The organism is Arthrobacter oryzae (genome assembly GCF_030812315.1).
GTDB lineage: Bacteria > Actinomycetota > Actinomycetes > Actinomycetales > Micrococcaceae > Arthrobacter > Arthrobacter oryzae_B.
Window position 1 is genome coordinate 17247 of the sequence record NZ_JAUSSM010000024.1, and the last position, 11880, is coordinate 29126.

An 11880-nucleotide genomic window follows, 5' to 3' on the forward strand; every position below is an offset into this window, starting at 1 on the left:
ATGACGGACGAAGATACGGCCCTCGGCGAAGCCGCCGATGCGGCCGAGGCGGCGTCGAACACCAAGGCGCTGGACGTCGTCGCGCGCTCCGGTTTTGCCGTGATGGCACTGCTCCACATTGTGATCGGTGCCATCGCCATCGCCCTGGCGCTGGGCCAGCCCGGGCAGGCCGAGCCCACCGGTGCCATCGAACAGCTCGCGGCCAACCCGTGGGGGCCCGCCGTCATGTGGGCCTGCCTGGTCGGCTGCGCCGGATTATCCCTGTGGCAGCTCAGCGAAGCCACGCTCCGGGCACGCCACCTCCCTGCGGGCGAGCGGCTCGGCAAGCTCATCTCCTCCGGCTTCCTGGCGGTGGCCTACGGCAGTGTGGGGCTCAGCTTCGCAGGGTTTGCCGTTGGCCTGCGCGGCGACTCCGGGGATTCCACCAAGGACTTCAGCACCGCCCTGGTCCGGAGTCCGTTAGGAGTTCCGGCGCTGATCGCGCTGGGACTGACGGTCATCGGCGTCGGAATCTATTTCATCGTCAAAGGCGTCCGGAAACAGTTCAAGGAAGAGCTGCACCGCTTCGAAGGGACGCGGCGCGGCCGGGTCATCAGCGGGCTGGGCGTCGCCGGCCATGCGGCGAAGGGTGTTGCCCTGACCTTGGTGGGACTCCTGTTTGTTGTGGCCGCCGCCCGGAACCAGCCCGGCGAATCCACCGGGCTGGACGGCAGCCTGAAGGCGCTACTGGACCATCCGGTGGGACCGTACCTTCTGATGGCGATCGCAGCGGGCCTCATCAGCTACGGGGTGTTCGCCCTGATAAGGGCCAAGTTCGGCCGGATGTAGGCTGGCAGAACCGGCCACTTGAGGTATACGGGCCGATCGCGATACTGGAAGGGAGGGGCATGACGTTCCATCTAAGCAGCTTGGCAGGTGCCGGTTTTGGGCTGGTCTTCAGGGCCCTGAAGGCACTTCGGCCGGAGCGGCCCATCCACCCCCGCGGGGTTTCGCTCAAGGGCGTAGCTCAGACCGGATACGCACCCGGAGGGGAAACGGACCACGTCTCCTCCGAACAGAGTGGCATTGCCTGGATCGACAACCCGGGCCAGCACCTCGTGACGGCCCGGTTTTCGCGTTCGGTGGGAATCCCTGCCCCCTTCCCGGACATCCTCGGGCTTGCATTGCGGCTCCCCGACGGCCGCCGTCCCGCCGACCTCCTGTTCGCCACCACGGGGCTGTCCGTTCCGGGCCGGTTTATCCTGATCCCGCATCGGAACCTCAACGGGGCTGCGTTCACCACACTGATGCCCTACCGCGGTGCGCGCGGGCCTGTCCTGCTGGCGCTGGAGACCGTGCAGATCCCTGAGGGCGCCCGTTCCGCCACCACGGAACGTCAGCTGGAACGCTCGCTCGCAAGCGGCACGTGGGTGCTGGCCCTCAGCTTCGCCCGTCCCGGCGGACCGTGGCGTCGGTTCGGCACGGTGACTCTGGAGGCAGAACCCGGCGCCAGGGACACGGAGTCCCGATTCGACCCCGTACGCAACGTGCTTCCCGGCGCGGGCACCTACGCCTGGACGCGGCGACTACGGGAGCGTTCCTATGCCGTTGCGCAGTCCAGAGTCGCGCAGTCCAGAACTGAGGGCAGCGGCCCCCTGCGGGCTTCAAAACCTCCGCATCCGCACCACCCCACGAAGAAAGCGAGCACTGAGATGGCGACGGTTTCCAAGATCTTCCTCACTCCGCCGGCCGACGTCTGGAACGTGATCGCCGACGGCTGGCTCTACTCCGGGTGGGTTGTCGGTGCGTCCAGGATCAGGGACGTGGACGCCCTGTGGCCCGCTGCCGACGCTGTGCTGCATCACTCGGTGGGTGCGTGGCCGCTGCTGATCAACGACAAGACCACGGTCACGGCGTCGGACCCGGGGAAATCCATCGAGCTGATTGCCCGGGGCTGGCCGTTGGGAGAAGCAAACGTGGTGATCACGCTGGAGCCGGTGGAAACCGGGTGCAAGGTGTCCATCGCCGAGGACGCCGTCAAGGGCCCGGGACTGCTGATTCCCAAGGTCATCCGGGACCCGCTCATCGCGGTCCGGAATACCGAAACACTGAACCGGCTGGAGCTGATGGCCTCGGGCGGTGCCGGCAACTAGGCCCTCGCACCCCACCACGAACGCGGGGCCGCCCGGCGCTCAGTCCTGACGGACCGGGCGCAGGGCGACCCCGCGTGAGCAGTGAAGAAACTAGACCTGTGCGGCTACTCCGTCGCGGGAGATGGACACCATGTCCTCGCGCGGCACAACCTTGACCCGCTCGCGGGCAACCTCAACGCCGTGCGAACCGGTCTCGGTGGCCTTCTCGCCGAGGCTGCGCTCGTGCGCGTCCAGTGCCAGCCAGCCTTCCCAGCTCGTGAACTTCACGCCGCGGGCGTCGAGCAGTTCGACGACGGCGTCCGCCTCGGGAACAGCGGCCAGCGGCAGGTTTGCGCGGTCTTCGAGCAGGTAAGTCACGGTTTCGAGGGCGTCGCCCTTGGTGTGGCCGATGAGGCCCACCGGACCGCGCTTGATCCAGCCGGTGGCGTAGATACCCGGAACGTGGGTGCCCGCAGCGTCCAGCACGCGGCCGCCGTCGTTCGGTACAACACCCTTCTTGTGGTCGAACTCGACCTCCGGGAGGGCGGAGCCGAAGTAGCCGATGGCGCGGTACACGGCCTGGACCGGGTAGTCCACGAACTCGCCGGTGCCGCGGGCGTTGCCCGTGCCGTCCAGCTCGGTGCGCTCAAACTTCATGCCGGCAACGCGGCCGGGGGTCTCGGCGTCGTCGTAAATTTCAACCGGGCTGTGCAGGAAGTGCAGGTGCAGGCGGCGGGACGCCTTGAGCTCGGAGACGTCCTCCGGCTGCTCGGCGATCCAGTTGGTGAGCGTGCCGACCATGGTCTTGGTCTGGTTGTTGCTCTGGACCTGGCGGTCGGATTCCTCGTCGAACTCGAAGTCCTCCGGGTACAGGATGATGTCCACGTCCTTGGAGTGGGCCAGCTCGCGCAGCTCCAGCGGGGTGAACTTGACCTGGGCCGGGCCGCGGCGGCCGAAGACGTGCACGTCCGTGACCGGGGAGTTCTTCAGGCCGGCGTAAACGTTGTCCGGGATTTCGGAGACCAGGAGGTCGTCGGCGTGCTTGGACAGCATGCGCGCCACGTCCAGGGCCACGTTGCCGTTGCCGATGACGGCGATTTCCTTGGCGTCCAGCGGCCATTCGCGGGAGACGTCGGGGTGGCCGTCGTACCAGGACACGAAGTCGGCGCCGCCGTAGGAGCCGTCGAGTTCGATGCCCGGGATGTTCAGGTCCGCGTCCTTGATGGCGCCGGTGGCGAAGATGACGGCGTCGTAGTGCGTACGGAGGTCCTCGATGGAGAGGTCCGTGCCGTAGTCCACGTTGCCGAAGAACCTGATGTCTCCGCGGTCCAGGACCTTGTGCAGGGCGTTGACGATGCCCTTGATGCGCGGGTGGTCCGGGGCAACGCCGTAGCGGATCAGGCCGTAGGGCGCCGGGTAGCGGTCAAACAGGTCGATGCTCACGGTCAGCTCGCCGCTCTTGACGGCTTCACTCTTGGTGAGGATGTCGGCGGCGTACACGCCGGCGGGGCCGGAACCCACGACGGCGACCCGGAGCGGACGGGCGGCAGAACCTACGGTGGTGCTAGTTGACACGGCTGTGTTCCTTTTTCTGTCACGGCCCAACTGACTGGCATTTAACGTCGTGAAATCGTCTTTTGAGAGCGTTATCTGCGAGCTAGTTGGGAAGGGGCTACTTGGCTACGGGGTGAGGACGCGGGTATTCGAAGTGCGGGGGCGGTTCGGGGTGGTGGTGCTGTAGTCGGCGGTCTTGAAGTGCGACGGCGCGAACGGGCTGACGCGGACAACGTCACCGATCACGATCACCGCGGGATTCGCGACGCCGGAGGCCTCGGCCTGGTCAGCGATGGAACCGAGAGTGCCTATGGTCACGCGCTGGTTGGGCAGATAGCCATTCTCAACGATGCCAACTGGAGTGTCCTGAGGCAAACCGGCACCTGCGAGTGCGGCGGCGGATTCGCGCAGCTGGCCCACTCCCATCAGCAGCACGATGGTGTGGTCGGCCCGGGCCGGGACCTCGGAGAGTTCCTCGTGGCCGGTGACCACGCTGAAGCCCTTGGCCAGGCCGCGGTGCGTCACGGGGATGCCGGCCGCCGCGGGAACGGAAATCGCTGAAGTCACGCCGGAGACCACTTCAACCTCGACGCCGTGCTGGCGGCAGAACTCGGCTTCCTCGCCGCCGCGGCCCAGGACGTACGGGTCCCCGCCCTTGAGCCGGACCACCCGGCGGCCGGCCAAGGCTTCGTCGACGAGGATCCTGTTGATCTCGGCCTGCGGCACGGGATGGTGGCCGGGAGTCTTGCCCACTTCGATGACGCGGACGTCGGGTGCGAGTTCATTCAGGAGTTCGCGGGGGCCCAGGCGGTCTGCCACCACGACGTCGGCCTGGCCCAGGAGCCGGCGGCCGCGGACGGTGATGAGCCCGGTGTCGCCGGGGCCGCCGCCTACGAGGGCCACGGAACCGGTGGTGGTGGCGCCGTCCTTCGAAATACGGCGGCGGCGCAGCGGCAGGTCGCCGGTTTCCAGCGCGGTGGCCACGGCGTCGCGCAGGGCCATGGCGCGGCGCGGGTCTCCCCCGGCGTTCACGGCGATCTGCACGTCGTCCACGACGGCGACGGCCGGGGTCCAGGCTGCGGAGGCTTCGTGGTCGGAGGCGTTGACGCACCAGACGCGCTGCGCCTCGGCGTCGGCCGAAACGCGGGAGTCCACGGCGGGATCGCCGGTTGCCGTCTGGACGAACCAGGCGCCGTCGACGTCGGAAGTGCGGTAGGGGCGCTGCTCCCAGGTGAGGAGGCCGGCGTCGGCCAGTTCCTCAAGTCCCGCGGAGGCGACGGGGGCAACCACGGTGACCCGGGCACCGGCGTCGAGCAGCCCTTTGGCGCGGCGCGTGGCAACCGGCCCGCCGCCCACGACCAGTACGGGGCGGCCCAGCAGGCGCAGTGCCGTGGGGTAGATATCCTGAATTGCCATGAATCGACGATAGGGCCGCGTCATATACCGGAACAACGGCGCGGAAACACCAGTTCACGTAAGGTAACGCTGCGTCACATTGCTGAGGCGCCGGCTGAGGCCTCGGCGGATGCGGCTCTAGCCCGTCGGCGGTGGAACAAGGCCGGCGAGGTACAGCCCGCGCTCGGCAATCAGCCGTTCCAGGTACCGGCGCAGCACGAGCCTCTCCACGATCCGCCCCAGCGGCCCGAACGGCGCCATGAATTCCACGCGGTCCGTCATGAGGCTTCCGTTGCCTCTCGCTTCGAACTCGTGGACGTGCCGGAAGGCTTTGAACGGCCCGCGGACCTGCTCGTCCACGAAGCGCTCCGGAAACGCCAGCGACGTGATGCGGCTGGTCATGCGCACGGGCACGCCGAAGTGCCTTGCCCGCCACGTCACTTCCTGCCCGACGCCGATCAGGCCGGACGTCACACCCGCCACGGCGCGCTCCCCCGCGTCGGCCTGCGAGTCGACGTGCGCGTCGATGCTGCGCGCGAGGTCGAACAGCTGTTCCCGGGACAGGCCGGATTCGGTGCGGCACACAAAGCTGACGGTCATGGCGCCAGTCTGCCAGACTCCCCCGCCCCGTCCGGCGTGGGACGCGGTCGCCGTCGTGGGCCGTCGCCGCCGTCGTGGGCCGTCGCGGCTGTCGTGGGCCGTCGCGGCTGTCGTGGGGCACATTGAAGCCGATCCGTCCCCGCAGGGGGTCAACACCCGGCGTGTCCGTGTCGAAGTGCCCCATTTTGGCCGCGGGGAACCACCGGCAGGAACAGACAGCAGAGCCCGACGGCGGGACTCTCCGTCGGGCTCTGCTGTTTGGTGTGGTTGTGGCTGCTCAGGAGGCCGGCGGGTTAGCGGGTGCTGCCTGCGAGGAGGCCGCGGCGGCGCAGGAGCCGCTTTTCAATCGGCGCGAACACGAGCAGTTCGATCAGGATGCCCACGGCGAGGATCAGCAGGATGGCCGACATCACGATCGTCATGTCGGCGAGGTCGCGGCCCTGATTCAGCATGGAGCCGAGGCCGAAGCCGATGGTGCCGCCCACCGCGATGATTTCGGCGGCCATGAGGGATCGCCAGGAGAAGGCCCATCCCTGCTTCAGTCCGCTCAGGTAACCGGGAAGGGCCGCGGGCAGGACGATTTGGATGGCCATCTGCAGCCGGTTCGCGCCCAGGACCGTGCCGACGCTGCGGTACTGCGGCGGGATCTGGTCCACGCCGGAGATGAGGCCGTTGATGATGGATGGGATGGCGCCCATGAACACCACGAAGTACACCGTGGCGTCCGTGAGGCCGAACCAGATGATGGCTGCCGGCACCCAGGCCACGGAGGGCAGTACCTGCAGTCCGGAGATGAGCGGGCCAAAGGCGCGGCGCAGCGGGGCCACCTGTGCCAGCAGGAGTCCAATCGGCGTCGCGATGGCCACGCTGATCAGGAAGCCCACGAGCCCGCGCTGCAGCGAGGTCCAGACGGCTTCCTGCAGGGACCCTTCGGCCCACAGCGTGCCGAACTGTCCCAGCACGTCCAGCGGTCCGGGAACCAGGTCCCGGCGCTTGAGGCCCAGCGAAACGTAGAACTGCCATACGACCACCAGGACCACGAGCGCCGCCACCGGGAGCAGGATGCGGCTCCAGTCGATGCGCGCGGCGCGGGCGGCGTCGGACTGCAGTGAATCAAGGCCGGATTCGAGTTCGCGCAGGTCCTCGTTGCCGGTGGAGGACCGGGTCAGGGCAGCGTGCACCTTGCGGGTCTCGGGCCCGGCACCGGATGCTTCGCCGGTAACGGGTGCTTCGGCCAGGGGCGTTGGGTTATTTGGCATGGCGGCGGATCTCCTCTCGCAGCCGGGCGGTGATGACCCCGGTCAGCTGTCCGGCAAGTCCGGCGTCGGTTCGGTGTTCCTCGGTGACGTTCCATTCCTGGACCACGCGGCCCGGGCGTGAGGACAGCAGCAGCACGCGCTGGCCCAGCCGGACAGCCTCGCGGACGTTGTGCGTCACAAAAACGATGGTGCGGCCGGTTTCCTTCCAGATCCGTTCCAGTTCGTCGTGGAGGAGGTCGCGGGTGATGGCGTCGAGGGCGGCAAACGGCTCGTCCATGAGCAGCAGCTGCCGGTCCTGGGCCAGGGAGCGGGCCAGGGAGACGCGCTGGCGCATGCCGCCGGAGAGCTCGTGCGGGCGCTTGTCGCCGGCACCGCCCAGGTGCACCAGGTCCAGGAGTTCGTTGGCCTTGGTGCGCCGTTCGGCTTTGCCCACGCCGCGCAGCTTCAGCGCGAGTTCGATGTTTTCCCGGGCCGTCAGCCAGGGGAAGAGGGCGGCGTCCTGGAACATGAACGCTGCGCCGTCGCTGGGGACCTCAAGGGCGCCCGACGTCGGGAGCTCCAGTCCCGCCATGATGTTCAGCAAGGTTGACTTGCCGCAGCCGGAGGCGCCGAGGAGGGCGACGAACTCGCCTTGCGCGATGCTGGCGTTGACGTCGTCCAGCACCGGGGCGCCGTCGCCGAAGCGTTTGCCCAGGTTTTCCAGTACGACTGGCATGGTCCTGTCCTTACGTTGATGGGGCTGGAGGTTGTGCTTTGGTGGTGCGCTTGCTCAGTCCTCGCCGAGGCCGGCCGCGCTGACGCTGCCTCCGCCGGTTTCGGCGGTGACGCTGTTCAGGGCGGTGAGGTCGAAGATGCCGTTGATGTCCGCCTGCTTGGTGGTGCCGGCGTCCACACCGTCCTGGAGAAGTTTGTTGTAGGTTCCGGCGAGCGGATCCACCGTGAAGACGATGTTCTTCAGGGACCGCTCAATCACGTCCTGCGGGAGCTCGGCGCTCCCGTATTCCTTCAGCGCCGCGTTCAGCACACTCGTCTTTTCCGCAGCCGGGGTGTCGTTGAGCCAGGCCACCGACTGGGCGTGGCCCTTCAGGAGGGCCTTGACGGTGTCCGGGTGTTCGGCGGCGAACTTCTTGTTCACAATCAGGATGGTGGTGGGGAACTCGCCCGGCTTGCCGGTCAGCGAACCGTCCCACAGGTCCTTCTCATCCACCAGCACCTTCGCCCCGGCCTGCAAAACAAGGCGGGACGCCCACGGCTCAGGCAGCCACGCGCCGTCGAGCTTGCCGTCCTGGAACAGCTTCAAAGTCTGCGCGTTCTCAGTCGGGTTAATCGCCACGTCGCCGCCGCCGTCCGTGGTGGTCTTGTAGCCCTGCCCGGCCAGCCACGCCCGCAGCGCCACATCCTGGGTCCCGCCCAGCTGCGGCGTGGACAGGGTCTTGCCCTTCAGATCCGCCGCGGAGCCGATCTCCGGCTTGACCACCAGCTGCGCCCCGCCGGCCGCGGCGCCGGCGACGATGCTGACCGACTCGCCCTGGCTCTTGACGAACGAGTTGATAGCCGGGTTCGGACCGATGTACGTGGCGTCGATCGCCCCGGCATTCAGCGCCTCGATCGCGGCCGGGCCGGCGTTGAACACCTGCGTGCTCAGCTTCGTCTCCCCCAGGCTCTTGGCGATGAAGCCCTCCTTGACCCCCACCAGGGCAGGGGCATGGGTGACGTTGCCAAAGTAACCGAGCTTCAGCTCCTCCGCGGGCGCGGGGGCGGCGGCCTGGGCTTCGGTATTACGGGAAAGTGTTGACGCCACCACGGCACCGGCGGCAATGAGCAGCACAAGGCCGAGGGCAACCAGAACCTCGACAGCGCGCTTGCGCTTCGGTTTGTTGCTCTCTCCTGCCACGATGCGGGTCATTCCGGGCTGGGGACTTGTCATTGTTTCACCATAGGGAGTGTCATAAACGAGGTTCAATGACTTGGAAACCGGGGGTCACGCGCGTTCATGCAGCGTCATATTCGCGCAACACAGGGCAAGGCCATTCCCGCCGGAACAGGCCCGGGCCATTGCCGGTCTGGCCGGAGACTGCCACTCTTGCTGCATCGGCACCACTGGCACCAGCGGTGCAAGAAACGAAAGGACCAGACGATGCCGCTCTACCTGTCGAAGTTCAGTTACACACCGGAGACGTGGGCGAAACTGATCAGCAACCCTGAGGACCGCAGGAAGGCCGCCCAGACCTATATCGAATCGGTCGGCGGCAAGCTCCACGGCTTCTGGTACGCGTTCGGTTCCCACGATGGCTACAACCTCTGGGAGGCACCCGACAATGTGTCCATGGCCGCAGTTGCCTTGGCGATCAGCGGAGGCGGCGCGCTGAGCTCGTTCGACACGACAGTGCTCCTGTCCGTCGACGAAACACTGGAGGCCCTGCGGAAGGCCGAGCAGATCAAGTACCGGCGTCCCGGCGCCTGACGGCACCGGTCCGACGGCGGTGCCCGCCCGCGCCACCCGCCCGCAGGGCGGCTCAGTCCCGCATGCGTTCCAGCCGGTAGGTCAGCTTCGACTCCCGTTTGGGGTCGTCCCCCAGGGATTTGGTGCGGGAAATGTAGTCCGCGCCCCACTTCTTCAGCAGGAAGTCATCGGCAATCCGGACGTGGCCGGCCGGGAACTTGTAGTCCATCTTCTTCGCCACGGCGGACCAGTCAGCGGCGCCGAAGAGCTCCTCGGCGTCGGCCACTGTCCGTACCCCGTTGGCGGCAAGCAGGTCACCCAGCCAGCCGTATTGCCGGGCCTGGCTTCGGGGGTGTTCCGAGAGCAGCCGCGCGAGCATGTCCTGGAGGATGTCCCCCGTGAGCTCGGTAGCGGCGGGGTTCTCGGCGAAGTCGGCAGTGCTTTCGGCCTTGCGGCGTTTGACGATGTCGTTGATCGCCGAGAACTGGGCGTCGGCGAGTTCGATGAGCGTTGACGCCATGGTGAATGCGCGGTCCACTTCGGCGTTGGCCTCGCTGCCGCCCTTGTAGCGGATGTCGTGTTCGAAGGCAGCCCACGCGTGCTGCAGCACGGTCCGGATCTGGACCTCGAACCGGTCCCCGATGAAAGAGTGGCAGCCCACGGGAACGTTCTCGGCGGGGACCTCGAGGATGAGGTGCCTGCCGGCGTAGCCGATCTGGCCGTTCCGCCGCTGGGAGCTCGTTTTGTCATCGTCCTCGCGGCAGCTGAATTGCCCCTTCAGCGCCGTCGCGACGTCGGCGATGTCGGGTTCCAGGAACATGATGACGCGGACGCCGATGAGGTCATCGAGCTGTTCGAGGCCCCGTTCATATTTGAAATTGCCGTCCGCAGTGAGCCGGTCCAGTTTTGCCTTGACGGAGCCGGGGTCCTTGACCCTGGCCTGCACGGTGTGGTGGTTGAGGCCGTCGTCCCTGAGCCGTGCGCGGATGGCGTGCCCGATTGCGTCCGACGCCGCATTCAGCCGGGGCAACAGCTCCGCGTAGTGCTCCAGGGAGCGGGCCACAATTGCCTCATGATCTTCCAACCGTTCCCCCGATCATCAGCAGCTCATGTACCCAGCAGAGTATCCAAGGCAGCCGGTTTCAGCTACTGGCCATGCTCAATCTCCCTTGACGTTGATGAACTGCCGAAGGGTGTGACGGATCCTCACCAGGTCCTGCGCGTCGCGCATCACGACGTCAATAGGCTTGTACGCGGCTGGTATCTCGTCAATGAAAGCCTCGGTAGCGCGGAATTCGATCCCGTCCATGGCCCTTTTCAGCTCGGGCAGGGAGAACGCCTTGCGGGCCGCTGTCCGCGAGTACTCACGGCCCGCGCCGTGAGGCGAGGAATTGAGTGACGCCGCGTTGCCCAGCCCCTCCACCACGTACGACGCCGTCCCCATGGAACCCGGAATGAGTCCGGGATCGCCGTGCTCGGCTTTGATCGCCCCCTTCCGGGACACCCACACGGATTTGCCGTAATGCGTCTCCTGCTGGGTGAAGTTGTGGTGGCAGTTGATTCGCTCCCGTTCCCGTACCGGCGAGCCCGCCCACTTGCCGAACTGGGTGCTGACACGGTCCATCATTTCCTCCCGGTTCAGGAGTGCGAAGTGCTGGGCCCAGCGCAGCTCCGCGATGTACCGGTCGAACTGGGGCGTGCCTTCCTCCAAGTGCGCAAGGTCGGGATCGGGCAGGCGGATCTGCTTCTTTGCCGCCATGTGCCGGGCCACGCCGATGTGATGCTGGGCGATCTTGTTGCCGACGCCGCGCGAGCCGGAATGCAGGAATAGCCACACGGCGTTTGTCTCGTCCGCGCTCACCTCGATGAAGTGGTTGCCCGAGCCCAGCGAGCCCAGCTGGAGGTCCCACTTATCCACGTACTGGACGGGGTTGAAGCCGGCCGCGGCTGCCAGCTTTCGCAGTTCGGCGATCCGCGGCTCGGCTGAGGTCGTGATGTTCCTGTTGTTGTGGCCCGCCGAGAGTGGGATGACCCGTTCGATGGCCTCGCGCAGCCTCTTGCGGTCCTTCGGCAGGTCCTCCAGCGAGTATTGAGTGCGGACGGCGATCATGCCGCAGCCGATGTCCACTCCGACGGCCGCCGGAATGACCGCGTGCAGGGTGGGAATCACGGAGCCCACGGTGGCGCCTATGCCCAGGTGGGCGTCCGGCATCAGCGCCAGATGCGGATAAATGAAGGACAGCTGTGATGTTCTCAGGGCCTGCTCGCGCGTCTTGTCATCCAGGATCGAGGCCCAGTTGAGCAGCTTGCTGTTGATGGTCTCCACGTTTCGCCTCCCACTCCTGATGATGGTGGGCAGGGCGTGAGGCGGCAAGGGCCCGGAAACTGCGAAGTCGCCGGAAGCGTGCGAGGTCGCCGCAAATTCCCTGTGTGTCAGGCTGTTGTGTGACAGGTTCCCTGTTGCTGGAGCCGGTGCTCAGAGCGGGGAAAGGTCCATCATGGATTTCGTTATGCCTGT

11 protein-coding genes are annotated in these 11880 nt (G+C 66.9%); 3 read left to right on the forward strand and 8 right to left on the reverse strand.

Annotated elements, in window-relative coordinates; translation table 11 throughout:
* Both J2S97_RS23455 and J2S97_RS23460 read left to right on the forward strand, forming a co-directional pair.
* Positions 1-828: a DUF1206 domain-containing protein gene (locus tag J2S97_RS23455; protein ID WP_307052332.1), complete on the forward strand. Its 828-nt coding sequence runs from the start codon at positions 1-3 to the stop codon at positions 826-828.
* A gap of 59 nt (positions 829-887) precedes the next feature.
* The gene (locus J2S97_RS23460; RefSeq protein ID WP_307052333.1) at positions 888-2132 is read left to right on the forward strand and encodes an SRPBCC family protein; all 1245 of its coding nucleotides are present in this window, start codon (positions 888-890) and stop codon (positions 2130-2132) included.
* A gap of 90 nt (positions 2133-2222) precedes the next feature.
* Here J2S97_RS23460 and J2S97_RS23465 read toward each other — a convergent pair whose 3' ends face one another.
* The 6 genes from J2S97_RS23465 to J2S97_RS23490 all read right to left on the reverse strand — a co-directional run bounded on the left by J2S97_RS23465 (position 2223) and on the right by J2S97_RS23490 (position 8846).
* Positions 2223-3686, reverse strand: coding sequence for an FAD-dependent oxidoreductase (locus J2S97_RS23465; protein WP_307052334.1), 1464 nt, complete (start codon positions 3684-3686; stop codon positions 2223-2225).
* Positions 3687-3791: 105 nt separating this feature from the next.
* Positions 3792-5081, reverse strand: coding sequence for a uroporphyrinogen-III C-methyltransferase (gene cobA / locus J2S97_RS23470; protein ID WP_307052335.1), 1290 nt, complete (start codon positions 5079-5081; stop codon positions 3792-3794).
* 117 nt (positions 5082-5198) lie between these two features.
* Entirely contained in the window at positions 5199-5660 is a 462-nt protein-coding gene (locus tag J2S97_RS23475) for an SRPBCC family protein (RefSeq protein ID WP_307052336.1), read from the reverse strand.
* Positions 5661-5953: 293 nt separating this feature from the next.
* Entirely contained in the window at positions 5954-6919 is a 966-nt protein-coding gene (locus J2S97_RS23480; protein WP_307052337.1) for an ABC transporter permease, read from the reverse strand.
* Entirely contained in the window at positions 6909-7634 is a 726-nt protein-coding gene (locus tag J2S97_RS23485) for an ABC transporter ATP-binding protein (RefSeq protein ID WP_043483399.1), read from the reverse strand. Before J2S97_RS23485 ends, J2S97_RS23480 begins: the two co-directional genes overlap by 11 nt.
* Positions 7635-7688: 54 nt before the next feature.
* Complete coding sequence (locus J2S97_RS23490) at positions 7689-8846, reverse strand: ABC transporter substrate-binding protein (RefSeq protein ID WP_307052338.1); 1158 nt, start codon at positions 8844-8846, stop codon at positions 7689-7691.
* Positions 8847-9056: 210 nt separating this feature from the next.
* Between J2S97_RS23490 and J2S97_RS23495 the strand changes: the two genes are divergently transcribed.
* Positions 9057-9383, forward strand: coding sequence for a GYD domain-containing protein (locus J2S97_RS23495; protein ID WP_307052339.1), 327 nt, complete (start codon positions 9057-9059; stop codon positions 9381-9383).
* Positions 9384-9435: 52 nt separating this feature from the next.
* On the opposite strand, the gene J2S97_RS23500 is transcribed toward J2S97_RS23495, so the two are convergent.
* The gene (locus J2S97_RS23500) at positions 9436-10425 is read right to left on the reverse strand and encodes a GTP pyrophosphokinase (RefSeq protein ID WP_307052340.1); all 990 of its coding nucleotides are present in this window, start codon (positions 10423-10425) and stop codon (positions 9436-9438) included.
* A gap of 96 nt (positions 10426-10521) precedes the next feature.
* The gene (locus tag J2S97_RS23505; RefSeq protein WP_307052341.1) at positions 10522-11688 is read right to left on the reverse strand and encodes an RtcB family protein; all 1167 of its coding nucleotides are present in this window, start codon (positions 11686-11688) and stop codon (positions 10522-10524) included.
* Positions 11689-11880: the final 192 nt, after the last annotated feature.